The organism is Nostoc sp. CMAA1605, from assembly GCF_021596505.1.
In the GTDB taxonomy this organism is placed as follows: Bacteria; Cyanobacteriota; Cyanobacteriia; order Cyanobacteriales; family Nostocaceae; genus Trichormus.
Map to the genome: position 1 here is coordinate 1 of NZ_PJIZ01000088.1, position 23,032 is coordinate 23,032.

The 23,032-nt window shown below is 39.0% G+C and carries 24 protein-coding genes and 2 pseudogenes; 14 read left to right on the forward strand and 12 right to left on the reverse strand.

Annotated elements, in window-relative coordinates; genetic code table 11:
* Window positions 1–215: 215 nt before the first annotated feature.
* Window positions 216–1,088 (forward strand): S-methyl-5'-thioadenosine phosphorylase, encoded by an 873-nt coding sequence (locus CV014_RS23385; protein WP_236144210.1) that lies wholly within the window; start codon window positions 216–218, stop codon window positions 1,086–1,088.
* 190 nt (window positions 1,089–1,278) lie between these two features.
* On the opposite strand, the gene CV014_RS23390 is transcribed toward CV014_RS23385, so the two are convergent.
* Both CV014_RS23390 and CV014_RS23395 read right to left on the reverse strand, forming a co-directional pair.
* Window positions 1,279–1,482, reverse strand: a complete 204-nt coding sequence (locus CV014_RS23390) for a hypothetical protein (protein WP_236144211.1) — start codon at window positions 1,480–1,482, stop codon at window positions 1,279–1,281.
* A gap of 24 nt (window positions 1,483–1,506) precedes the next feature.
* Window positions 1,507–2,085, reverse strand: a complete 579-nt coding sequence (locus tag CV014_RS23395) for a PadR family transcriptional regulator (protein ID WP_236144212.1) — start codon at window positions 2,083–2,085, stop codon at window positions 1,507–1,509.
* A 408-nt stretch (window positions 2,086–2,493) separates the two neighbouring features.
* Between CV014_RS23395 and CV014_RS23400 the strand changes: the two are divergent.
* Both CV014_RS23400 and CV014_RS23405 read left to right on the forward strand, forming a co-directional pair.
* A pseudogene (locus tag CV014_RS23400) lies at window positions 2,494–4,040 on the forward strand (AAA family ATPase).
* 61 nt (window positions 4,041–4,101) lie between these two features.
* Window positions 4,102–4,476: a DUF1257 domain-containing protein gene (locus CV014_RS23405; RefSeq protein ID WP_236144213.1), complete on the forward strand. Its 375-nt coding sequence runs from the start codon at window positions 4,102–4,104 to the stop codon at window positions 4,474–4,476.
* 67 nt (window positions 4,477–4,543) lie between these two features.
* On the opposite strand, the gene CV014_RS23410 is transcribed toward CV014_RS23405, so the two are convergent.
* The 8 genes from CV014_RS23410 to CV014_RS23445 form a co-directional block, all read right to left on the reverse strand.
* A complete protein-coding gene (locus CV014_RS23410) occupies window positions 4,544–5,338 on the reverse strand; it encodes a GUN4 domain-containing protein (protein ID WP_236144214.1) in 795 nt (264 codons plus the stop codon).
* 69 nt (window positions 5,339–5,407) lie between these two features.
* Window positions 5,408–5,890, reverse strand: a complete 483-nt coding sequence (locus tag CV014_RS23415) for a TerB family tellurite resistance protein (protein WP_236144215.1) — start codon at window positions 5,888–5,890, stop codon at window positions 5,408–5,410.
* A gap of 216 nt (window positions 5,891–6,106) precedes the next feature.
* On the reverse strand, window positions 6,107–6,970 hold the full coding sequence (locus tag CV014_RS23420; RefSeq protein WP_236144216.1) for a WD40 repeat domain-containing protein: 864 nt from the start codon (window positions 6,968–6,970) through the stop codon (window positions 6,107–6,109).
* Window positions 6,971–7,011: 41 nt separating this feature from the next.
* Entirely contained in the window at window positions 7,012–7,338 is a 327-nt protein-coding gene (locus CV014_RS23425; RefSeq protein WP_236144217.1) for a hypothetical protein, read from the reverse strand.
* 133 nt (window positions 7,339–7,471) lie between these two features.
* Window positions 7,472–8,074 carry a hypothetical protein gene (locus tag CV014_RS23430; RefSeq protein WP_236144218.1) on the reverse strand — a complete coding sequence of 201 codons (603 nt, stop codon included), beginning with the start codon at window positions 8,072–8,074 and terminating at the stop codon, window positions 7,472–7,474.
* Between the two features lie 64 nt (window positions 8,075–8,138).
* Window positions 8,139–9,698 carry an Hsp70 family protein gene (locus CV014_RS23435; protein WP_236144219.1) on the reverse strand — a complete coding sequence of 520 codons (1,560 nt, stop codon included), beginning with the start codon at window positions 9,696–9,698 and terminating at the stop codon, window positions 8,139–8,141.
* Between the two features lie 100 nt (window positions 9,699–9,798).
* Window positions 9,799–10,431: a hypothetical protein gene (locus CV014_RS23440; protein WP_236144220.1), complete on the reverse strand. Its 633-nt coding sequence runs from the start codon at window positions 10,429–10,431 to the stop codon at window positions 9,799–9,801.
* Between the two features lie 11 nt (window positions 10,432–10,442).
* Window positions 10,443–10,655: a DUF2997 domain-containing protein gene (locus tag CV014_RS23445; protein ID WP_062294520.1), complete on the reverse strand. Its 213-nt coding sequence runs from the start codon at window positions 10,653–10,655 to the stop codon at window positions 10,443–10,445.
* 286 nt (window positions 10,656–10,941) lie between these two features.
* Between CV014_RS23445 and CV014_RS23450 the strand changes: the two genes are divergently transcribed.
* The 5 genes from CV014_RS23450 (at window position 10,942) to CV014_RS23470 (ending at window position 17,035) form a co-directional block, all read left to right on the forward strand.
* Complete coding sequence (locus tag CV014_RS23450) at window positions 10,942–12,198, forward strand: STM4015 family protein (RefSeq protein WP_236144221.1); 1,257 nt, start codon at window positions 10,942–10,944, stop codon at window positions 12,196–12,198.
* A 161-nt stretch (window positions 12,199–12,359) separates the two neighbouring features.
* Entirely contained in the window at window positions 12,360–13,592 is a 1,233-nt protein-coding gene (locus CV014_RS23455; protein WP_236144222.1) for a hypothetical protein, read from the forward strand.
* 86 nt (window positions 13,593–13,678) lie between these two features.
* Window positions 13,679–14,887: a WD40 repeat domain-containing protein gene (locus CV014_RS23460; RefSeq protein WP_236144223.1), complete on the forward strand. Its 1,209-nt coding sequence runs from the start codon at window positions 13,679–13,681 to the stop codon at window positions 14,885–14,887.
* Window positions 14,887–15,840, forward strand: a complete 954-nt coding sequence (locus CV014_RS23465; RefSeq protein WP_236144224.1) for a HEAT repeat domain-containing protein — start codon at window positions 14,887–14,889, stop codon at window positions 15,838–15,840. Before CV014_RS23460 ends, CV014_RS23465 begins: the two co-directional genes overlap by 1 nt.
* The gene (locus tag CV014_RS23470; protein ID WP_236144225.1) at window positions 15,833–17,035 is read left to right on the forward strand and encodes an STM4014 family protein; all 1,203 of its coding nucleotides are present in this window, start codon (window positions 15,833–15,835) and stop codon (window positions 17,033–17,035) included. Before CV014_RS23465 ends, CV014_RS23470 begins: the two co-directional genes overlap by 8 nt.
* Before the next feature lie 57 nt (window positions 17,036–17,092).
* Here the strand turns inward: CV014_RS23470 and CV014_RS23475 are convergent, their stop codons facing one another.
* Entirely contained in the window at window positions 17,093–17,479 is a 387-nt protein-coding gene (locus CV014_RS23475; protein ID WP_236144226.1) for a four helix bundle protein, read from the reverse strand.
* Window positions 17,480–17,616: 137 nt separating this feature from the next.
* On the opposite strand from CV014_RS23475, the gene CV014_RS23480 reads away from it, so the two are divergent.
* The 6 genes and pseudogenes from CV014_RS23480 to CV014_RS23500 all read left to right on the forward strand — a co-directional run bounded on the left by CV014_RS23480 (window position 17,617) and on the right by CV014_RS23500 (window position 22,106).
* Window positions 17,617–18,408, forward strand: coding sequence for an STM4013/SEN3800 family hydrolase (locus CV014_RS23480; protein ID WP_236144227.1), 792 nt, complete (start codon window positions 17,617–17,619; stop codon window positions 18,406–18,408).
* A gap of 84 nt (window positions 18,409–18,492) precedes the next feature.
* Window positions 18,493–19,974, forward strand: a complete 1,482-nt coding sequence (locus CV014_RS23485; RefSeq protein ID WP_236144228.1) for an STM4012 family radical SAM protein — start codon at window positions 18,493–18,495, stop codon at window positions 19,972–19,974.
* Window positions 19,975–19,994: 20 nt separating this feature from the next.
* The gene (locus CV014_RS23490; RefSeq protein ID WP_236144229.1) at window positions 19,995–20,507 is read left to right on the forward strand and encodes an ankyrin repeat domain-containing protein; all 513 of its coding nucleotides are present in this window, start codon (window positions 19,995–19,997) and stop codon (window positions 20,505–20,507) included.
* A gap of 14 nt (window positions 20,508–20,521) precedes the next feature.
* Window positions 20,522–20,605 (forward strand): annotated as a pseudogene (locus tag CV014_RS30725) (hypothetical protein); the annotation flags it as partial.
* Between the two features lie 36 nt (window positions 20,606–20,641).
* Window positions 20,642–21,112 (forward strand): ankyrin repeat domain-containing protein, encoded by a 471-nt coding sequence (locus CV014_RS23495; RefSeq protein WP_236144230.1) that lies wholly within the window; start codon window positions 20,642–20,644, stop codon window positions 21,110–21,112.
* A 121-nt stretch (window positions 21,113–21,233) separates the two neighbouring features.
* Window positions 21,234–22,106: an STM4011 family radical SAM protein gene (locus CV014_RS23500; RefSeq protein ID WP_236144231.1), complete on the forward strand. Its 873-nt coding sequence runs from the start codon at window positions 21,234–21,236 to the stop codon at window positions 22,104–22,106.
* Between the two features lie 144 nt (window positions 22,107–22,250).
* Here the strand turns inward: CV014_RS23500 and CV014_RS23505 are convergent.
* A partial coding sequence (locus CV014_RS23505) for an Hsp70 family protein (RefSeq protein ID WP_236144232.1) occupies window positions 22,251–23,032 on the reverse strand: 782 nt, incomplete at its 5' end.

Below are 23,032 nucleotides of genomic sequence, written 5' to 3' on the forward strand. Positions count from 1 at the left end.
GGGGTTGAAATACTAGTAATTTGCATATCATCCACCAAAGTCTTAAACTTATATTTCTATTAATTGAGATTAAAATAACAATTTTTTTATAAAGTTTGACATTGGTGGCGATACGGAATCATGATAAATCAAGAGTTATGATTTTCATGCCTCCTCTGATACTCGCCTTTTCGGTAGAATAACTAGGCATATTAGTAAGCAATAGGTTATAACTTATGGCGATCGCAAAAATTGGGATTATTGGTGGTAGCGGTTTATATCAAATGGCAGCCTTGAAAGATGTGGAGGAAATGCACATTGATACACCTTTTGGTTCGCCTTCTGATGCGTTAATTTTGGGAGATTTGGATGGTGTGAAGGTAGCTTTTTTAGCACGTCACGGACGTAATCATACTTTATTACCTTCCGAGTTACCTTTCCGTGCCAATATCTATGCAATGAAACAGTTAGGTGTGGAGTATCTAATTTCTGCTAGTGCTGTGGGTTCCTTACAAGCACAAGTAAAACCACTAGATATGGTAGTACCAGATCAGTTTATTGATAGAACTAAAAACCGCATTTCCACTTTTTTCGGTGAGGGAATTGTGGCGCATATTGCTTTTGGTGAGCCGATTTGCCAAAATTTAGCGGCGGTATTAGCAGAAGCGATCGCCTCTTTAAATCTACCAGATGTTACCTTACATCGTGGCGGTACTTATGTTTGTATGGAGGGGCCAGCATTTTCCACGAAGGCGGAATCTAATCTTTATCGCAGTTGGGGTGCAACTATCATCGGTATGACTAATTTACCCGAAGCTAAATTAGCTAGGGAAGCCGAAATCGCCTATGCAACATTAGCACTAGTTACAGATTACGATTGTTGGCATCCCGACCATGATAGCGTCACTGTGGAAATGGTGATTGGTAATTTACAACGCAACGCTGTGAACGCGCAAAAAGTGATTCAAGAAACCGTGCGTCGCTTGAGTGAAAACCCACCTCACAGTGAAGCACATTCTGCTTTGAAGTATGCAATTTTGACCAACTTAGCTAAAGCACCTGCGGCGACAAAAGAAAAGTTAGCTTTATTGTTGCAAAAATACTTGTAAGCTTGCTCATTGACAGCAAAATTATCACTGCTGTCTTTTAATTCAATTATCCAACTTATTCAAAAGTTGGGTAATTAAATTTTATCGAAAAAAGATAGGTTCAAAACCGGGCTTGCGTCCCGCTACGCTAACGCTCCTGGTGGGTGGCTGAATTAATTGCGAATTGCGAATTGCGAATTGCGAATTGGTTTTATCGTTCGCTATCTTGGCTCTTTGTCTTAGCTCGTTCGGTGCGGAGAGTTTCTTGGAGATGTTGGATAGTTTTCTTTAACTGCTCAATTTTCTTCTCTGCATCAGCCTGAGAAAATGCTTGCAGTTGAGGTGAACTTTCATTATCTTGACTCACAACACGACAGACCGCACCACAAGTTGGGCAATTCATCACATTTGACATATTTTTTGTTACCTCTTTAATTCACTATTCAGCAAGTAATTTGTAAATCTCACGCTTTACCTGCACCAGTAAATCTTTTACTCGCGAGGCTTGTTCTAAATTCCCACTCCGAGCAATTTGGATGACAGCATCGTTTAATTCTGTAAAACTACGCCGCAACTCTATCAATTCTGAAGGTTTGTCTTCTTTAAACCTGTCATGAGGGTTTTTGAAATCAGCCTGTTGTTGGCGATCGCCCAGTAATTGTCTACCACTTTCTGTAATGGTGTAGACACGCTTACCTTCGACTTGTTCACTAGTTAAATAACCGCCTTCTTCCAACATCTGAAGCGTTGGATAGACGGAACCTGGGCTAAGACGACGAAAGCCCCCGCCACGGTTTTCTAGTTCTTTAATCAATTCATAACCGTGCTGGGGACGTTCCGATAATAGCCCCAACAACATAAATTTGATGTCTCCGCGACGGTTGCGGGGTTCGTCTCCCCAACCACCACCAGACGCACCTCTTCCGTGTCCATGTCTTCCACTCATGAAGAATTGATGACCAATTCCTTCTCCAGCGTGGGCTGGTCTGGGAAAATGTGCATGAAATTGTCTAAACATATGTAACTCCTTGTGTTTGTTTGACCTATCACGATATATCGTTATCGCTATATTCAATATATTGCGATATATCGGATTCGTCAACTAAAATTTCCAACAATTACTCAAATGCCCTTCACTGCTTGTTTACTCTCAAGACAGGGGTATAGGGGTGTAAGGGTGTAGGGGTATAAGGGAAGAAAAATGCGTTTCTTAGGAGTTTATTGGGATTGGCCTGCTTCAGTTATTGTTTTAGTGAATTTGTACTACTTTAGAAAAAAAGGAATTATAGTATTAAATAAGACAACTAAATCACTGAGGGATAAGGGCTTACTTATGATGGCTGGCGCACCCCTTAATGGAAAAGGAGATTCAACTCACAGCCGAGAGAATCAACAATACGTCTCCTTAATAGAACAGCTTGATTTGATGATACGGGCGCGGTATCCCTTACTGTATGTGATTTCTGTGGAAGAAGAACCTGTGGAAGAAGTGCTGTTGCAAGTTGCATCACGTTCTGCGCCGCAACGACAGGTGTTATTTTGGGATATTGTGCGGGTTGGAGTGACAATGGTGCAGATAAAGGTTCTGTGATGGCGGCTTTATCACGCATTGCCAAAGCTGACTCGCAAACAGCAGCGATGTTTGTGCTGCGAGATTTGCATCCGTTTGTGAAAAATCCTACTACCGAGAAGAATGCACCCATTGTCAGGGAATTACGCAACTTAGCACGGGAGTTAAAGCGATCGCGTAAAACTATCATCACCACCAGTCATACTTTAGAACTTCCCGATGAACTACTGCAAGAAGTGACAGTTGTTGATTTTCCCTTACCCAGTGTCAGCGAAATCGATTATTTAATTACTCAGTTAGTCGTTCCAGATAAATTAAATATTGCTGGCTTGGCGCGAGAACAATTAATTAAAGCTTGCCAAGGTTTAAGCCGCACTCGCATTTCTAGAGTTTTGGCAAAAGCTTTAGCCGCTAAACAGCAGGTAAATGAGTCTGATATTGATGGTGTATTAGAAGAGAAAAAACAAGCCATTCGCCAAACCGGCATTTTAGAGTTTTTCACACCCCAAGAATCACTCAAACGTGTCGGGGGATTAGATCAACTCAAACAATGGGTATTGATGCGCCAAGATGCTTTTACAGAAGAAGCCAGACGCTACGGTATTCCTAATCCCAAGGGGATGTTACTGGTGGGGATACAGGGAACAGGTAAATCTCTTTCAGCTAAAACTATTGCCCATGAATGGCGTTTACCCCTACTGAGGTTAGATTCTGGGCGGTTATTTGGTGGAATTGTTGGTGAAAGTGAAAGCCGAGTCCGCCAAATGATTCAGATAACCGAAGCAATGGCACCTTGTGTATTGTGGATTGATGAAATTGACAAAGCCTTTGGCAATATTACCAGTGGGATTGATGGTGATTCGGGGACATCGCGGCGGGTTTTTGGCAGTTTAATTACTTGGATGCAGGAGAAAACCAGCCCAGTTTTTATTGTTGCTACTGCCAATAATGTGCAGATATTACCAGCCGAGTTGTTACGTAAAGGCAGATTTGATGAGATTTTCTTTTTAAATTTACCGACAGAAACAGAACGCCAAGAGATTTTTAAAGTGCATTTGCAAAGGTTACGTCCCAACCGCCTGCGAGAATTTAATTTAACTTCCTTGGCGAAACAAACACAAAACTTCAGTGGTGCAGAAATTGAGCAAGTAATTATTGATGCTATGCACCAAGCATTTTCCACAAGAATAGAAGGGCAAAGACGAGACTTCAATACAGAAGATATTTTACAGGCAATAGCGCAGACTGTACCCTTAGCTGCGATCGCCCGTGACCAAATCGAAGCCTTAAAGCAATGGGCCGCACAAGCCGGCGCAAGGGCAGCCTCAAACGATATTCAATTAGTAGAGGAATTAAAACAATACTCAAACCAAAAAGGTATCGGCTCATTAGAGATTGATTAAAATAGAAAAATCTGCGGTTTTTTACTCCAAAATCCCAAATCTAAAATCCCAAATTGGAATTATGTCTCATTTCACAACCATCAAAGTACAAATCAAACGCGGTGAAATTCTGCATGAAGTTTTGCAAGAATTAGGTTATCAAGTTGAGTGCAATACGAATGTCCGGGGATATCAAGGAAATACCACTCAAGCCGAGTATGTAATTCGCCAAAACAACGGTTATGATTTGGGCTTTCGCCGCAATGGGGAAAATTACGAAATAGTAGCCGACTTTTGGGGCGCAAAAATTAATCAACAACAATTTGTTAACTCAATTAGCCACAAATATGCTTATAAAACCTTGATGACAACAGTGCAAGAACAAGGCTTTAATGTTGAAAATGAAGAAGTATTAGCAGATGGCACTGTGCGGGTAGTTGTCGGGCGTTGGGTTTAATTTATATTCGTGATAATCAAGATACCCGACTTCTGCGATAATTCGGGTATCTAAAACCTTACTATTTTTATAAATCTGAACGATACATTAGCGTAATTTCATAATTCCATCCCCCGATTATATCTTTGCCAGTAATCGTGGGTAGAGAACCTATAGGTGCTTTCTCAAAAGTAAATTTAGATTTATCAAGCGTTAATGAAAGCCATCCTAATTTTTTGTAAGTAATATAAATACTATGCCTGACATCTCTAACTTTAGGATTGTAAAAATGGGTGTTATAATCACCACGTTCACAAAAATGACAACCTTCCTCTAATAATATTCTTTTTTGTACGCTAAAGCCAAAATGATTATTGCTAAATCTTACCCACAGTTGATCAATTGTCCGCAGATCCGTTTGTGATAAATTAACAAGATCGCGAAAGTCGAAATAAGTTTGAGATTTCTTCCCTACAGCTTCCTGTATTTTTTCACCCGTTTCTAAGTTTGCTTGTAGCCATTCTCCAGATGCTAATAAGTTACGTAAACTCCTATAGTCTACACCTACTGCCGACTGTAAAGGAATATATTGTAGTAAATTTTGTTTTTGATTTTCTGTAGCAGAATTAAATAGTAAATCGTAAGCTAACCACTGTAAGTTTCCCGTTTCAGTTAAAACAATCTGCTGCAACAGTGCTTGACCTTCTTCACCATATTTGAGAGCATCTGATAAAGCAGCAATTCTAACTTCCTGCGAATGAACACTATCAAGACGAAGCTTAACGCCTTCGATTCCGCCTAACACCACACCATCGATTGGTGGAAGATTTTGTCCACCAAGCACTACGTCATATTCTCGTGGTTGATTGATATCATCTGGCATCGATTTTTATTTCTAACTCATACCAGTGTTCCCAAATTTAGGTTATGTCTTCACTTAAACAAGTAATTTTTAGTAAGGGCTTTCTTGGGGATATAAAAGCTTGAGGCGTTTTTGTCGTAGTGCTGATTCTTCTTGATATAACTGCTCTAACTGCTCTACTACGTCTTCTGTTACTCCTAAAATATTAGCCATTTTCCGAATTTTGGCTTTTTCCTGTTCATGATATTCTCCACCAGCAGCAGAAACCCAAATCGCAGATAAAATTATATCTCTCTGTGCCATAGATACTTGAGGAGAACGAGCAATTACTTCTTCTATAGGTTCATTAGCTTCATAGTTTTTTAAATCTTCAATCACCCAATCTTCCACTCCCCAAGATGCACAGAATCCTAACGCCCATTCCTTTTCTTCGGGTGATAGAAATCCGTCTGCTTTAGCACAACACAAAACAGCTTTCATATAAATGTTACTATCTTCGTTGGTCGGAGTCTGGCTAAAACCAAAAAACCAATTCATGATCCAAGATGAGCCAATTTTTTTGATATCAGACATAATGTCTATTCCTTGCTATTTATCATCGCTGTAATTCAGATTTTGTACTCATTATGAAAGCAATGATATTTACTGTTTATCAGTTTTTTATAGTAATACTCACAGGGGATTATGACAAGGAAAGTTAAGACAGTTAAGAGAATATTTGAAGCGCAAAGATTTAAATTTAAAGCAAATGAAGTGATGGAAGATAGACACAATTAACTTATATTGAAGTTACTCTGATATTCCCCAAATTTTGATAGTTCTATCAAGACTGCTGCTCACAAGAGTTTTGCCATCAGGACTCAAAGCCATAGACCACACAACGCCTAAATGTCCTTCTAAATCGTGAATTATTTCACCTGTAAGTAAATTCCAAATTCTAATCACGCCATTCTTTAAACCACCATAGAAAGCTTTAGCATCTTTACTAACACATAATGACTGAATATCATTATCTACTTCTAGGGTAATTGTATAAATTTTCTGGTTGGTTTCTATATCCCAAACATCAATTTGATTTCCTCCTCCACCAAGAGCAACTTTTCCATCTGGACTAATAGCAACACAAGAAAGTCCAGGCTCATAATTATTTAAACCTAATGTTTCATTTCCTAGCGTTGTAATTTGTTGTCTTTGCTTCCAGTCCCAAATTTTAATTGTCCTATCAATGGCACTACAACTAATTAAAATTTTACCATCCATACTCAGAGCAACCTTAACAGTATTCATTCCCCAAACGTAACAAGGATGCTCTCCTAAAACATCATATTGCCATGAATGAAAATATTCCCAAACATAAATCAATTTATCTTTACCAGAACTAATCAGCGTTCCATCAGGAGTAACAACAAGAGATACAACAGCATCAAAATGTCCTTGAAGTGTTTGGATTTCTTTCTGAGTTTCTAAATTAAAAAGTTTTATTTTATTCCAGTTATTAGCATACAAATTCTTGCCATCTGGACTAAATGCTATTCCATAAGGTGCTGATAAACCTTCGCTTAATGTGCAGATTAATTGACTGGTGGGAATATGCCACAATTTGATAGTTTTATCATGGCTGCCACTCGCAATAGTTTCACCATCGGGACTCAATGCTATGCCATAGATATCAGATGTATGTCCGGTGAAAGTAGTTAAGCATTCAAAAAATTTATAATGGTATGGATTGAACGCTGCAATAATCTGTTCAACAGTAACTTTTTTCTTTGATGTAATAACTTATATCCTACTATTTTTAAGTCTAAGGTTTCATTTTGTAAACTTTGAATGACTAACTCTAAACCTGCATCACCATAAGCGATCGCTGAGGTCATGGCAGCGATTTTCGTTTCTAGATTATGATCGAAAATACGATCTTGAATACCTGCAATTCCGCCTAGAACTAAACCATTTACAGGAGGTGCTGCTTGTCCTCCTAGTACAGCATCATATTCTCGTGGCTGATTGGGATTTTCCGGCATAATTTTTCTCCTCCACACTCATACTAGTGTTCCCAATTGAGAAAATGCGATCGCGCTGATTATTTTGTATTTTATGTAACTTGCTATCCTGAAATTAGTTGTTTAACTTAACTAAGAATACTTAGTGCATCTTTCATTTAGAAAATGCTTGTACTCTATCAATGCAGCCTTGGCTGACTGCTTCTCGTAGAATATCTGTGATACCCTGCCGTTTAAAGTAAAGTGCTGCATAGTTACGCTGTATCTGCGTACCGTTGAAAAGATAATGTCGAATTCGGTCTTTACCTTCAGGGGTATTCACTAAACCCAGGGTGTAGTCAACTAACTTACAGGTTGCGCTATTCCGATCATGTTCTAAATTATCCATCAGTGTATCAATATCAGACACGCTACCAGTACGCGCCATCGCCACAAAAGCATCATATCTATCAATTTTATGGCTATATTCTTGTAGTATTTCTTGCACTATAGTCTCTTGTCGAGAAACTAATAGTGAATAAGCTGCTTGGCGTACTTTCCATAATTTATCATCTAACGCCCAGATTACCAGTTCTAAACCTGCTTCGCCATACTTGAGTGCGTCTTCTAGTGCGGCAATTCTTTGTTCAATTATCGGATGTGCCAAGCGTCTTTTAACGCCTTCTAGTCCCCCTAAGACTACAGCACCAGGAGGCACATTTTCTTGACAGCCAAGCACAGCATCATACACTCTGGGGCGATTATAATTTTCTTTCATCAGGTTTTTAGTATTAAGCCTACTACTTAGTATTCCCCATTACTAAGGTCAGGCGATCGCATGATTATTTGAGTTTAGCGATCGCACCTCTATTTACTAACATTTTCCCTGTCAATAAATCCTTAACTGTTACTACTAATACCCGTTGTTCGTTGACTTCAAATTGTGCTTGAATTCTGTCGATTCCGGTTTTTCCTGGTGGTTCCAGATAGGCGACACATACTTGTTGATGATGGGTTTCTAAAGAACGATAGCTGTCTTGTTTGATTAAGTGGCTACTCGTCATTCTGCCTTGTTCATCATAAGCAACTTCCGCTTGGGAAACTTCGGCAACTTCGCCAATATCAAGGCGAATTTCTCGCTGTCCTTCAATAGCTACTTGCAAAGTTAAAGCTTCAGAACGCGCCCCTGGATATTTTGCGCCTTTTTCAATTAAAGTCAAATAAGAATAAGTTTTGCTGTGGGGTTCCCAAAGGCGAATCGCGTAACTGTGATGGAGATAATCATCAATGGCTGTCATTTCGCTTAATGCTAATGCGCCATGTGCGACAGCTTCAAAGGGTTTATCTAACTTGACTTTTTGTCTACCAAAATAAGAAATTACTAATTGTTGAATCGCCGGGATTTGACAAGTACCGCCGACGAGTAAAACTTGTTCGATGGATGATTTGCTGATACCTTTAGCAAGTGCGATCGCTAATACTTCATCGATGGCTTGTCTTAGCTGTTCTAATAGTTGTTGATTTTCTAAAATTTCCCCTAACTCGTCTCGATGTAACTGTAATTCATGAGACATAAAATTTTCATCATCAAACCAAGCTTCCTTGGCTAAATCTGTGGTGGAAAGTTGAATTTTCACCCTTTCTGCTACTTCCAATAAATTCATAAAACCGATTTCCCCGACTTCCTCACGGGAAGAACCGATTTTGTGTAAATAATGTTCTACAATCCAAGTATCAATATCAACACCGCCAATAAAAGCATCCGACTTGGCGAGAACTTCCGCGCGTATGGCTTGCTGTTCGGCTGCAACACTGACAGTCCGCACTAAACTTAAATCCAGAGTTCCGCCACCAAAATCCACCACCAAAACCACACTACCAGGACGCTTGACGGCATAACCAAGGGCGGCGGCTGTTGATTCATCCACAATTTGCACTGTGGGCATATTGAGTTTATCGCCCAAATCCCGAAACCAGTCAAGATACCTTTCAAATGCACCCACAGGAACGGTAAAGATAACGTGACTTGGTTGCAATTGCTGTTCAACTTGCTGCCAAATCTCTTTCAAAAACAATTCTGAAATAATCTCTGCACTATAACTATTACCATCCAACAGTCGTGGAGGTGGGACAAAATCAGCCGCTAAATCCCTTTTGAAAGCCCGAAAACAGCGTTCTGGCTGGGCGAACCCCAAGCGTTTAGCGCGTACCCCTTCACCAAACAAAATGCTATTGTGTCCCTCAACAAACACCAAACTTGGTACAACACTTACCTGTTCCACCCCCACCTCAAACCGCCGCGACATCCCCTCAAATCGCAAAGTCCGAGGCTTTTGCGTAATCAAATCCGTGGTACAAACAACAGTATTACTCGTACCAAAATCAATTATTACTGTAGTCATTAGTTATTAGTCATTTGTCATTGGTCATTTGTCATTGGTTATTGTTACAGACTAATCTCCCTTGTCCCCTCGTCCCCCTTGTCTCCCTCATCCCCTTCCTTCACCTCCCCCCCGGTAAAGTCCGACTCACCTTAGCAGGGCAAAGAATTCTCCCTTGATGCTGATAACCGACAAATCGGATGTAAACCAATTCACCTTCAGTAATATCAGCTTTGTCTGGTTGATGAAGTTGGGAGTTATAAGGTACTTGTTCCCAAGGTTTACCGATGAGTTCGTAACCCCATTTACTAAGGAGGTTATCTAGAGGGGTAAACATAGAAAGCAAATTTTTGGCAGGTAATTCGGGTTTCACACTCACCATTTGATGAATGCTGGGATAGTTGGTTAGTAATGTCTGCAATTGTTCAAAGGTGGCGACGCGAAATTCTGCGGTGAGTTGAATTTGCTGCTGTTGCAATTCTTGATGCAGTCGCAAGCCTTCTTGGTGTAGTGCTTCTTTTTCAGCAGTAATTTGGGTGAGTTTTTGGGCTAATTCTAAGTTTTTTTCTTGCCAAGTCAGGATTTCAGCTTCTAGGAGTTGAATTTGAGATTGCTTGTTGAGTTGCAGGATTTTCGCACCATTGATAATTAGAGTTATCAACAATGGGGAACAAATTGCGATCGCTATCACAACCAAACTTTCTACAGAAAACATTCCTATATCTTGGATATCTGATAAGATATCTGCAATCATTTCCGCCCCTCCTATTTTTGCTTGAGAGACTGTTGTTCTGTTCCTGTGGCGTTTTCTTCTCCTTCGTAATATTCAGGCAGCAGTTCTTGGCTTTCCACTTCTCCTAAAGCACCTTCAATTCCCGATGTTGCATTCGTACAACTTACACCAGAACCATTAATTACAGTCTCAGTAATTTTGCCGTCTTTACCAATGCGATACTCAATTTTTTGATACTCTGCCATAACTCAAATATTGATATTTTCTAGGTTTTACAGCAATACGCAACTACTTCGTTGTATCACTTTTGCCTGTAAACGGCAATTGTCAATCAGCACAAATCAATTATACTAGAACAAATGCACTACTTTAAATAAGATTGCACAATTCTCAAGAACAGTATGTCCAGCATATAAATGTATAGGCAGAACAAGGCAATGGAGATTGAATACATACACCCTTAAACCCCTACACCCAGTTCCAATAGACAAACTTTGTATACCCCTAATAAAACTCAACAGGTGAGGCAACATGACTAACAATCAAAATCAACCCCAAGATTATGATGCTGTATTGGGAGGACAATCACCACCGCCTATAGATGGGGTTGTGCTGGGAGGAATTGAGGGAATTAAGCGTTGTTTATCAAATCCTGTGGTGAATGTGCGAATAGCCGCACTGAGCGAAGCCTTGAAATATGGTGACGCTGGGTTGGATGTTTTAATTCAAGGTTTGCAAGATGAATCAAGATTAGTAGAACGTTTTGCTTATCGACTATTAAAGCCAAGAACAGAATCGCAAATTAAACAAGCTTTGCAAACATATAAACCTTGGAAGTTAGAAGAAAGATTGACTCGGTATTTAGGTTGTCATACCGCTCAATTTGCTAATCGGCAAGTGGTAGAATTTAATGCAAATAGAGGTATTACTGAACCTGTTAATCAAGCTTATGCCCTACGATGTTCCTATGATGACTATGAAGAGGATTTAGCCGACAAACTTAGTAAACTTGCTCAAGCACCCAACGCCGAAAAATTGGAGGCTTTAGTATTAGGTTTATGGACAGACACTTATGAAAATAATGCAAGTGTAATTATCCAAGCTTTAGTTAATATCAAGCAATATTTACCCAACCTCAAGGCTATTTTTCTGGGCGATATTTTGAGTGAAGAATGTGAAATTTCATGGATTCAACAAAGTGATATTAGTCCTATTTTACAAGCATATCCCCAACTCGAAGTTTTACAAGTTCGTGGTGGAGACGGTTTACAATTTAGCCCACCAATCAAACACGATAATCTCAAAGCATTAATTGTAGAAACTGGGGGGTTAAGTCGGGATACCGTTGCACAGATTTGTAATTTAAATCTGCCAGCATTAGAACATTTAGAATTATGGTTTGGCTGTGAAGATTATGGCGGAACCTGTTGGCTTGAAGATGTACACCCAATTATTTTTGCAGATAAGTTTCCCAAATTAACTTATTTAGGATTATGTAATAGTCAATTTAGCGATGAAATAGCCAGTGCGATTGTAACTTCCCCAATTCTTAACTCTATCAGCGTCCTTGACCTTTCGCTAGGAACTTTGAGTGATGCAGGTGCAGAAGAGTTAATTAATTGTGAGGCGATTAATTATCTAGATATTCTCAATGTCTCGGAAAACTTTTTATCTGAGGAAATGATTGAGAAATTATCTGGTTTGGATGTGCGTGTCATAGCAAATAATCAGAAAGAAGAAGACGAGGATAGCTATATTCATGGTCGATATTGTTCTGTGGCTGAGTAATTGATAATTTTCATTTGTCATTTGTGATTAGTTATTTAAACCTCAGCACCAAGTAAATACTAAGTGACAAAAACCCTATCATCGTTATTATCCAACTTGGGAATAAGTTAAGTTAAACAGTCAGTCAACATTCAACATTAATTAATGTCAGGAAATCTTAGATGAATAACAATTCAAATCACCCTGGAGAATTTGACGCGGTACTTGGTGGAGAGTCGCAAAAACAAAATCATGCTGTAGTTTTGGGAGGAATTGAGGGAGTTAAAAAGCGTCTCGATAGTGAAGATGAAGAAATTAAAATTGCAGCCCTTGAAGATGCGTTGCAATATGGTGATCCAGGAGTAGATTTGATTATTGAAGCGTTATATGACGCTTCAGATCCAATACATGATTGTGCTGTTTATTTACTACGCAAAGCAGGTAGTAAAGGAAAACAGGCATTACTAGATTATGACCCTTGGTTAGTTTTAACTACATTTCAAGATTGGGATAATGCTTATTATGAACGTAGGATACACAACCCGATAGGTAGAGCATATCGTGTGCAGAGTACAGATAGATTATCGCGGTTGCTTAAAGACTCTAAAGCTAAGGATATAGAAGCAATTAAATGCGAAATGTATTACAGAGAGCCAGATATTAAAACCGCTTTCAAAGATTTAACTGACGCACTTGTTAATGCTCAGAAGTTACTGACAAATCTGAAAGCATTATTAATTGGCGATCGCTGTGATTTAATTAATATTAAATATCAAGAATCAAATATCAATGTATATAGTATTCATCCCCTGTTAAAAGCTTATCCTAATTTAGAGTTACTGCACATACGCGGGTGTATGGTGAAGGAAGATATTTTAAAACCTGAACTAAAGATAGTACAAGTTCGGAATCATCAAAATAATTCTAATATTCCTATCAAATCGTTGAGACATGAAAGTTTAAAAACTCTGATTGTTGATGCTGATGGTATATCTGATGATAATTTAGCGAAAGTTTGCAATTTAGATTTACCGTCTTTAGAATACTTTGAGTTATGGCTAAATAGAAGCAACTTCAGCAAAATTAATATTGATAGTTTAGCCCCTATGCTTTCAGGTGAATTTTTCCCTAACTTAGCATACTTAGCAATAAGACAATGTGGAAATCTGAACGAAGTAGCTCAAGCTATCGTTAATTCCCCAATTATAGAAAATTTGAAGATACTTGAATTAACAGATGGAAATTTCAGTAATGGAGATGTTTTATTAAATTCTCCAGCAGTTGATCGCCTCCATACTCTCGATGTTTCAGGAAATCGTTTACATAAAGATATAATTGAGCAACTTTCTGAGTTGAAATGTCGAGTAATTGCAGATTCTCAGTTTAGCGATCGCTATTACTCAGTCTGGGAATAAACTCTACCTCAAAATAGTACAAGAATACAGGGGTTATATATAAATTTGATGCGTTGCAGATATTTTAAAACTCAGGAAAACCCAAGATGAACAAAAATCCAAATCAACCCAGAGAATTTGATGCAGTGCTTGGTGGAGAACTACCGCCTCCCGTCAGTGGCGTGGTTTTAGGGGGACTTGAGGGGGTGCAAAATCGGTTGCAAAGTGGGGTAGTTGAGGCGCAAATCTCTGCGCTTTCTGAGGCGTTGAATTATGGCGATGCGGGTTTAGAGATAGTGATTCAAGCCTTAAAAAATAAGTCGGGACAGGTGAAATTGTCAGCTTATAATATTTTGCGATTGCGTCCTGAACCATCCGTCAAACAAGCCCTGAAAGACTTTAATATTTATGAGTTTTTTCGGTGCGATCGCACATTACAAGCATATTATCCACAAGTTCATTCTTTAGCTATTAGCCCAGATGCTAAAACTTTAGTATGTGGTGCAGGTGATAACCGCCATCAAAGTATCAATTCGCCAAAGGTTTGGAACTTAGAAACAGGAGAAGAAAAATTTGATTTGCGCTTTAATCATCATCACAATGGCGATATTAATTGGATAGCCATTAGTCCTGATGGACAAAAGATGGTTAGTGCTGGTGCAGATAAAATTATCATGCTTTGGGATATAAGTAAGGGTAAATATCTGGGTAAATTAAGCAAACATTCAAATGTAATTTATGCTTTGGCTGTACACCCAGACGGAGAAAGCTTTTTTAGTGCAGATGGAAATGGAATTATTAAAGTTTGGCAGTGGAATTGGGGTGAAGAAATTGCTACTTTAGAAGGGCATTCTTGCTCAATATATGCTCTTTGTATATCTCCTGATGGCAAATTATTAATCAGTGGAGGCGAAGATAAACATATTAGAATTTGGGACATAAATTCTAGACGTGAAATTTGGAAAATTCAAGGACATTCACAGTCAATTCGTTCCCTAGCAATTAGTCCAAATGGGCATTATTTGGTTAGTGGTAGTGACCAAAGAATCAAAATTTGGGATATGCAAACCGGAAAACAATTATTTTCTTTTTATGGTCATGCTGACTGGGTGCGTTCTATTGTATTCAGTCCTAACAGTCAAACTTTTTTAACTGCTGGCGACCAAAATATTAAAGTTTGGGATGTAACTTCAGGTAAGAAAATATTTTCATTTTCAGCACATACAGGATTAATTCGTTCATTAGCACTTAGTCCCGATGGGCAAACATTGGTAAGCGGTGGTGTAGATCGCAAAGTAAAGGTATGGAGGTTTTAATGTCAGAGAGTTATAATCAATTTTTTATTAAACTAGAAAATTGGAAATACCAAGAATTTAATCCTCAAGTTGGTATTGCAGACCCTATAAGTTATGCGTATGCGATTCAGTTTCAAACAGAAAATTGCAGCCAAAGTATAAATTTAGAACCTTTTAATAGGCTCTTGCAAGATACTCAAATTAGTCAACTTCAAGCTTTGATTTGCAAAATAGGATATAGTTACTCTAATGATAATACTTCATTTGGAATTGTCTTAGAAGCCATCTGTGATGCTTGCGAACAACTGCCAAATCTGCAAGCATTATTTATCGGAGACACAGAACAACACGAATATCGCAAATCCAAACTCGCAATTTTTGATATTCGTCCGATTTTAGAAGCATTTCCTAACTTGCAATTACTAAAAGTCCGAGGTCAATTTTATCAGTACCTCTTAGAATGCGAATCTTTCAAACATGAAAATCTCAAAACACTGATTATAGAAACAGCAGATATTAATTCTGACAATTTTGCTCAAATTTGTGCTTTGGAATTACCAAATTTAGAATACCTAGAACTATGGCTTGGTAGACAGCTACCTCACTCAACATTTGTTATGGATGTATTAAAGCCAATTTTAGATGGTGAAAAATTTCCCAAATTGGCTTATTTGGGACTTCGTAGCAGTGAATTTTCTGATCTGCTTGCAGAGAAAATAGTGCAGTCACCAATTATAGAACGTCTTTTAGTGCTTGATTTATCAAAGGGAAATTTAAGCGAACGCGGCGCACAGGCTTTGTTAAACTGTCCAGCCATCAATCAGCTTCATACACTCAATATTTCTAATAACTGCTTATCAGAAGGTATGGTTCAACGATTGTTACAACTTAACTGTCAGGTAATTGTAGATGCACAAGAAAGTGAAGTTTATAGAGGTTGTAGTGAATCACGATACTGTGCTTTGTATGAATAAAAATTCAGAACAACCGCTCAACTTTATCCTTATCGCCAACCCTGAAAATCGCCGTGTCGGTTTCCTCCAACAAGCACTAACTCATTTCAACTTACCACCAGCTACCGTAATAGATTACGCAGATTTAATTTCCGGTAAACAAACCCTCGCACAATTCAACGCACCCAACACTATTATTCGCTTCGATTCTCCTGAGAAAAACTTTGATATCGATAAAGCCATCATCGCCGCAGGTTTCAATGTATCAGATAACGGACAACATCAACGCATCAGTCCCGGCGAAGCTATGGAATTAGAATTCGATAAAGGACGCATTCTCTACCCGCGACAGTGGTATTTAGGCTGGCGATATCTCCTGCAAAAATGGGAATCTCAACTTACTCCCCTCCAGGGTGAGTTTATGAACCATCCCCAAGACATCGCAGTTATGTTTGACAAACCAGCTTGTCACGAAAGATTCAGCCGTAACAATATACCCGTTCCTCGTTCTCTAGGTAAAATTCACAATTACGAACACTTGCGCGAACAAATGCAAACCCAGGGAATAGAACGAGTATTTGTCAAACTTTCCCACGCTTCCGCCGCTTCTGGAGTCGTTGCTTATCGTGTAAATTCCCGTTTTGAATCAGCAATTACCACCGTCGAACGAGTGCGAGAAAATGGCGAAACTCTACTTTACAATTCCCGAAAAATTAGTCACTATACCCACCGTGAAGAAATCGCCGATATCATCAATATCTTGACAGCAGAAGGCGTACAAGTTGAAGAATGGCTACCCAAAGCACATTTACAAGGATGCGGTTTTGATGTGCGCGTGGTGGTGATTAATGGTGAAGCACAACATATAGTTGTTCGCTTGGGTAAAAGTCCGATGACAAATTTACATTTAGGAAATGAACGGGGAGATACAGAGGAGTTTTTAGCAAAAATTGGTGTTGAAAATTGGGAGATGATGAAGCGAACTTGTGAACAAGCAGCAGCGTTATTTCCTGATAGTTTATATTGCGGAGTTGATTTACTAATTTTACCTGATTGGAAAACTCACGCGATTTTAGAGATTAATGCTTTTGGCGATTTATTACCAGGAGTTTTATTTAATGGAATGGATACTTATACGAGTGAAGTTAAGGCTGTTTTGGGAAGGGACAAGGGGGACAAGGGAGACGAGGGAGACAAGGGGGACAAGGGAGATTAGGGAAGGTAGACAAGGTAGACAAGGGGGACAAGGTAGACAAGGTAGAGAAAAGAGAGATTATTTGCCGATAATCCATTGATTTGGATTGTTAATCATTTTGACTAAGCCTTTAAGGACTTGATTGTAGTTTTTATATAATTCTCTACCTTGCTGAATATCTATGTAGGAACATTTAACAGCAAATTTAATCCATACTTGAGTTTCAGCAGCTTCAGCTTCACAATCACTAAGTTTAGCAATAAAAGCAGCTTTATATCTTCGTTTTCTCCAAGCCTCTGCTAAATTAGCGCAAACAGAACGAGATGAACGACGAATCTGATCCGTTAAAGAATATTTTTCTTCTTGAGGAAATTTTTGCGACATTTCAAAAATTGTCATTGCTGTTTCAAACGCCAACTGAAATATAATCAAATCTTCATGACTATAGAATGACTTTTGATTCACAAATCAAACACCCTTTACTCTCTCCTTTTATATTTCCCATTTTTTTATTGATTTTTCTCCACCTTGTCCCCCTTGTCCCCCTTGTCTCCCTTGTCTCCCTTGTCCCCTCATCCCCTCACCCCCTAACTATGTTCAACATGAATCAAATCGTAGGAAATCACGATATTTTATTTATTACTCTAGATACACTGCGTTATGATGTAGCTAAAAAATTACTCGCACAAGGACACACGCCTAATTTAGCAAAAGTTCTACCCAAAACAGGTTGGGAAGAACGCCATTCACCAGGAAATTTCACTTACGCGGCGCATCATGCTTTTTTCGCTGGCTTTTTACCTACTCCGATAACGCCAGGAATTCACCCCCGAATTTTTGCTTTAGGATTTGAAGGAAGTACCACCACAACTGATAAAACTTGTGTGTTAGATGGCTCAAATATTGTTAGCGGATTAGCTGCTAAAGGATATCATACAGTTTGTATTGGTGGCGTAGGCTTTTTTAACAAACGCAATCCTTTAGGTAATGTAATTCCTGGGATGTTTGCTGAAAGTTACTGGAGTCCAGAATTAGGTGTTACTCACCCTAAATCTACAGAAAATCAGGTAAATCTGGCGCGAGAGATTTTAGAAAAAACGCCAAGTCATCAACGCCTATTTTTATTTATCAATATTTCCGCTTTGCATCAGCCAAATTACTTTTACCTTCCCAATGCTAAGGATAAAATCGACACCATTGAATCTCACGCCGCAGCTTTGGAATATGTAGATAGTCAATTGGCTAAACTCTGGAATATTATACGCCAAAGACATTCTACATTTTGCATTCTCTGTTCTGACCACGGGACAACTTATGGTGAAGATGGTTACACTGGACATCGACTCAGCCATCCTGTTGTTTGGACTGTTCCCTATGCAGAGTTTATTTTATAAAAACCTCTAGTATAGACGCAGAAATATCCTTTGCGCCTTTGCGCCTTTGCGCCTTTGCGTGAGAATTAATTCCTTTTAAATCCTATGCTAACCATCCAAAATCTCAAATCAAAAATTGCCCAGTCTCCGTATCAAGCATACGTTTATTCTTATCCCCACAAAACAGCTTATCGTCCTTTCACGCCACCGATATATCTCCCCGAACTTTGGATGCAGCAAGATAGACAAGCGTTATTTCTTTATATACATATACCGTTTTGTGAAATGCGTTGTGGTTTCTGCAATTTGTTTACCACAGTCAGTCACAATGAAGATTTTATCAGTCAATATGTCCGCACATTACAGCGACAAGCGCAACGGATGAAAGCGGTGTTGGGTGATGCGTCATTTGCGAGGTTCGCTATTGGTGGGGGAACTCCGACTCAGTTACCCATTCAGCATCTCGCAACTGTTCTTGATATTGCGGAAAATACAATGGGTGCAAAGTTACGGGAAATTCCCATTTCTGTGGAAGTTTCACCAGAAACCGCAACTGAAGAAAAGTTAAAACTTTTGCGATCGCACTCCGTTGACCGTGTTAGTATTGGTGTCCAAAGTTTCATTGAGTCGGAAGTTTTAGCAACCCAGCGTCGTCAATCTAATACTCAAGTAGAAGCAGCATTGACAAGGATAAAACAAGCTGGATTTCCCACTTTGAATATTGATTTGATTTACGGTTTACCCGGTCAAACTGTCGATACTTGGTTGCAATCAATACATACTGCCTTGCGCTTTCAACCAGAAGAAATTTATCTATATCCCTTATATGTACGGCCGTTAACAGGTTTGGGACGCACAGATAAAGAATGGGACGATATTCGTTTAGCTTGTTACCGCGAAGGGCGATCGCTTCTATTATCGCAAGGATATACCCAAGTTTCCATGCGGATGTTTCGACAAGGGGGACGAGGTGGACGAGGGGGACAAGGTGGACGAGGGGGACAAGGTGGACAAGGTAGCAATTTTTCTCCCCCCACTTCCTTGTCTACCCCCTCACCCTTGTCTACCCCCTCACCCTTGTCTCCCCCTCCTCCCTCATCTCCCCACACTCCCCACACTCCCCACACTTTCCCCTCCCCCGTCTACTGCTGTCAAGCCGACGGGATGATTGGTTTAGGTTGCGGCGCACGTTCCTACACCAATACTCTGCACTACTCTAACGAATATGCGGTGGGAGCAAAGGGAATTCGTGATATTTTGCAAGTATATATTCAAACAGCCGATGAGTTATTTGAATACACGCATTACGGCTTTCAACTAAATGCAGAAGAACAACGTAGGCGATATATTTTATTATCTTTACTTTCTGATGAAGGATTAAATTTTGTTAATTATCGCCAGCGATTTGCTAGTGAAGTAGATGCTGATTTTCCCGAACTTGCAGAATTGCTAAGTTTAAATTTGGCGATGAAAGATGAAGATAGTTTACACTTAACTGAATTTGGTATTGAACGTTCTGATACTATCGGCGCGTGGTTATTTTCTGAGAAAGTTCAGGAATTAATGCAGGGTTATGAGTTGAAATAGTAGAGTTTTAAATTATCTATATGTTGGCAATTGTGATTAGTGGAGAAGAATTGAGTGATAAATATTTCTATTGGTGGTGTTACTTTGCAATTACTTGGTTAATGCTGGGTATGCTATTAGAGATTTTGGCAGATTCTCGTGGACGCATACACTACGCAGCAGAAAAAGGAGATGTTGAAAAAATTAAAAAGCTCTTAGATAAGGGTATAGATCCGAATTCCCGTAAAATGATTAATAGTCCCACACCAATTTATTATGCGGCTGCACAAGGACACAGAGAAATTGTAGAAATTTTAATTAGATATGGTGCGGATGTTAATCTAGGAATTGAAGAGAACGATACTTTTAACCCCCTTCTAGCCGCAACAATTAACCAGCATCAAGATGTCATAGAAACACTAATACAGCATGGTGCAATAGTGGGAGTTCATTTAGCAGCTTTTTATGGAGATATAGATACAATCAGAGCCTACTTATCTCCAAGAGGTAATATTCACAAAGATGTAATTCGGGTTTATCATTACTCCATTTAGCATCACTTAATGGACAAAGAGATACTGTAGAGTTTTTAATTGAAAATAATGCAGATCATAATGTTAAAGATAGCAAGGGTGAAACTCCTTTACGTAAGGCTGTAAAGAGAGATCACTGTTCTGTAGTGGAATTCATGATTGATAGAGGCAAAGATTTTCTCAATGCTGACGAAAAAATAGCCTTGCTACATTATGCAGCATCTGATAACAGTACAGAAGTTGCAAAATTTTTGATATTAAGAGGCGAAGATGTAAATACACAAATAAATACAGGAACTCCTTTGCATCATGCTTCTACAAACAATAGTAGAGAAGTTGCAGAACTTTTGATATCAAATGGTGCAGACATGGATATTTTAGATAGTTTTCTCGGACACACACCGTTGCATAGAGCAATTGAATGGGGAAATTTAGAAATAGTAGAGTTACTCGCTACTAACAGAGCAAATATTAATAAAATATCTCGTTCAGGTGAATCTCCTCTTCACATTGCATTAAACAAATATAACAATTCTATTTTTAATAAAAAACGACGTAATTTGTATAAAGAAATTGTCAATACACTCCAGGAATATGGAGCAATAGACTACAATTCTGGAGATTAATAGCTAATGAATAAATATAAATCATCATTAAAAACAACTTGATTTATAAGAGGCGATCACTACTGCACAGTAGCCGAATAATTTAAAAATTCAAAATGGGTATTTTCATCTTTCAACTAATATGTACATCACCATCCTTTATCGCGGTTCTTTAATTAGTTGCAACTACGGCTGTGAATATTGTCCCTTTGCTAAACGCCAACAAACAGCCGCAGAATTAGTTATAGATAAACAATCTTTAGAAAAGTTTGTCAATTGGATTTCTCAACATCCCCAACATCAATTTTCAATCCTATTTACACCTTGGGGAGAAGCCTTAATCCATTCTTGGTATCAGCAAGCCTTGATAAAATTAACCCATTTACCCAACGTTAATAAAGCCGCAATTCAAACTAATCTCTCTTGTCAGCTAGATTGGGTAGAGGAATGTAATCAAGATAAATTAGCACTTTGGGCTACTTTTCACTCAGAATGGGTATCACGCGATCGCTTTTTATCCAAATGCCTTCAATTACACCACCAAAATGTTAAATTTAGCGTCGGAGTTGTCGGTTTTCCCAAGTTTCAACCAGAAATAGCCGCCTTACGTCAAGAATTACCAAACCAAATTTATTTGTGGATTAATGCTGTCAAAGCTGAACTCCCCAATCTTTCACCAGCAGACAGAGAGTTTTTCCAATCTATCGACCCATTATATGAATTAAATACCAAACATTATCCTAGCTTTGGTCATTCTTGTCGGACTGGAAAATCAGTGTTTTCTGTTGATGGTGATGGGACAATACGCCGTTGTCATTTTATTAAATCACCAATTGGTAATATTTATGATTCTGATTGGGAAACAGCTTTATCTGACCAGCCTTGCACTAACCAAACTTGTCATTGTCACATTGGTTATGTCCATCTTGATTACTTAAACATGAATCAAATTTTTGGTTCTGGACTTTTAGAAAGGATTCCCGATAATTGGGTTCACCTCTTGCAAAAGTCATAATCATAGCGCGTCCTTCTTTGCGCCTCTGCGCGAAACAAAAAAATATTTCTACAGTGTTCGCCTTCAATTGAAAAAACCCAGTCTATTATCTAAACTGGGTCTTTCATCTTGATACTAAACTAATCCTGATTTTCTATTCTGCACTTACTTGCTTTCAGTGAAATCAGCGTCGATGACATCATCACCACCATCACTAGGAGGAGTAGCACCACCATCACCAGGAGCAGCACCAGGAGCAGCACCACCAGCTTGTTGATAGATATTGCTACCAACTGCAAACAACGCCTGTTGCAATTCCGGTGTCAACTTCTTGATTTGCTCGTCGTCTTCCTTAGCCACAGCTTCCCGCAGTTCTTTCACCAAACCTTCAACTTTGGTCTTGTCGGCTTCAGGAACTTTATCACCTAGTTCTTGCAGTTGTTTTTCAGCTTGATAAGCTAAAGAATCAGCTTGATTCTTGCGTTCAATCTTCTCACGACGTTCTTTGTCGGAAGAGGCATTTTGTTCGGCTTCACGCACCATGCGCTCAACGTCGCTCTTATCTAAGGTAGAAGCACCAGTAATACTAATTGATTGTTCCTTACCAGTACCTTTATCTTTAGCAGTGACGTTCAAGATACCGTTAGCGTCAATATCAAAGGTAACTTCGATTTGAGGTACGCCACGGGGTGCAGGAGGAATACCATCAAGGCGGAAAGTTCCCAAGCTCTTGTTATCGTTAGCAAATTCTCTCTCACCTTGGAGGACGTGAATTTCTACGTTGGTTTGACCATCCACGGCTGTAGAGAAAACTTCTGATTTTTTGGTAGGAATTGTGGTGTTGCGAGGAATAATCTTGGTCATTACACCACCCAAGGTTTCTACACCCAAGGAAAGTGGTGTTACGTCTAACAACAAGATACCTGTAACATCACCAGACAATACCC

Excerpts from the sequence above, each read along its gene's own strand:
- CV014_RS23385 (WP_236144210.1), top strand. The coding sequence starts at position 216 with ATGGCGATCGCAAAAATTGGGATTATTGGTGGTAGCGGTTTATATCAA.
- CV014_RS23390 (WP_236144211.1), bottom strand. The coding sequence starts at position 1,482 with ATGTCAAATGTGATGAATTGCCCAACTTGTGGTGCGGTCTGTCGTGTT.
- CV014_RS23395 (WP_236144212.1), bottom strand. The coding sequence starts at position 2,085 with ATGTTTAGACAATTTCATGCACATTTTCCCAGACCAGCCCACGCTGGA.
- CV014_RS23405 (WP_236144213.1), top strand. The coding sequence starts at position 4,102 with ATGTCTCATTTCACAACCATCAAAGTACAAATCAAACGCGGTGAAATT.
- CV014_RS23410 (WP_236144214.1), bottom strand. The coding sequence starts at position 5,338 with ATGCCAGATGATATCAATCAACCACGAGAATATGACGTAGTGCTTGGT.
- CV014_RS23415 (WP_236144215.1), bottom strand. The coding sequence starts at position 5,890 with ATGTCTGATATCAAAAAAATTGGCTCATCTTGGATCATGAATTGGTTT.
- CV014_RS23425 (WP_236144217.1), bottom strand. The coding sequence starts at position 7,338 with ATGCCGGAAAATCCCAATCAGCCACGAGAATATGATGCTGTACTAGGA.
- CV014_RS23430 (WP_236144218.1), bottom strand. The coding sequence starts at position 8,074 with ATGAAAGAAAATTATAATCGCCCCAGAGTGTATGATGCTGTGCTTGGC.
- CV014_RS23435 (WP_236144219.1), bottom strand. The coding sequence starts at position 9,698 with ATGACTACAGTAATAATTGATTTTGGTACGAGTAATACTGTTGTTTGT.
- CV014_RS23440 (WP_236144220.1), bottom strand. The coding sequence starts at position 10,431 with ATGATTGCAGATATCTTATCAGATATCCAAGATATAGGAATGTTTTCT.
- CV014_RS23445 (WP_062294520.1), bottom strand. The coding sequence starts at position 10,655 with ATGGCAGAGTATCAAAAAATTGAGTATCGCATTGGTAAAGACGGCAAA.
- CV014_RS23450 (WP_236144221.1), top strand. The coding sequence starts at position 10,942 with ATGACTAACAATCAAAATCAACCCCAAGATTATGATGCTGTATTGGGA.
- CV014_RS23455 (WP_236144222.1), top strand. The coding sequence starts at position 12,360 with ATGAATAACAATTCAAATCACCCTGGAGAATTTGACGCGGTACTTGGT.
- CV014_RS23460 (WP_236144223.1), top strand. The coding sequence starts at position 13,679 with ATGAACAAAAATCCAAATCAACCCAGAGAATTTGATGCAGTGCTTGGT.
- CV014_RS23465 (WP_236144224.1), top strand. The coding sequence starts at position 14,887 with ATGTCAGAGAGTTATAATCAATTTTTTATTAAACTAGAAAATTGGAAA.
- CV014_RS23470 (WP_236144225.1), top strand. The coding sequence starts at position 15,833 with ATGAATAAAAATTCAGAACAACCGCTCAACTTTATCCTTATCGCCAAC.
- CV014_RS23480 (WP_236144227.1), top strand. The coding sequence starts at position 17,617 with ATGAATCAAATCGTAGGAAATCACGATATTTTATTTATTACTCTAGAT.
- CV014_RS23485 (WP_236144228.1), top strand. The coding sequence starts at position 18,493 with ATGCTAACCATCCAAAATCTCAAATCAAAAATTGCCCAGTCTCCGTAT.
- CV014_RS23490 (WP_236144229.1), top strand. The coding sequence starts at position 19,995 with ATGTTGGCAATTGTGATTAGTGGAGAAGAATTGAGTGATAAATATTTC.
- CV014_RS23495 (WP_236144230.1), top strand. The coding sequence starts at position 20,642 with ATGATTGATAGAGGCAAAGATTTTCTCAATGCTGACGAAAAAATAGCC.
- CV014_RS23500 (WP_236144231.1), top strand. The coding sequence starts at position 21,234 with ATGTACATCACCATCCTTTATCGCGGTTCTTTAATTAGTTGCAACTAC.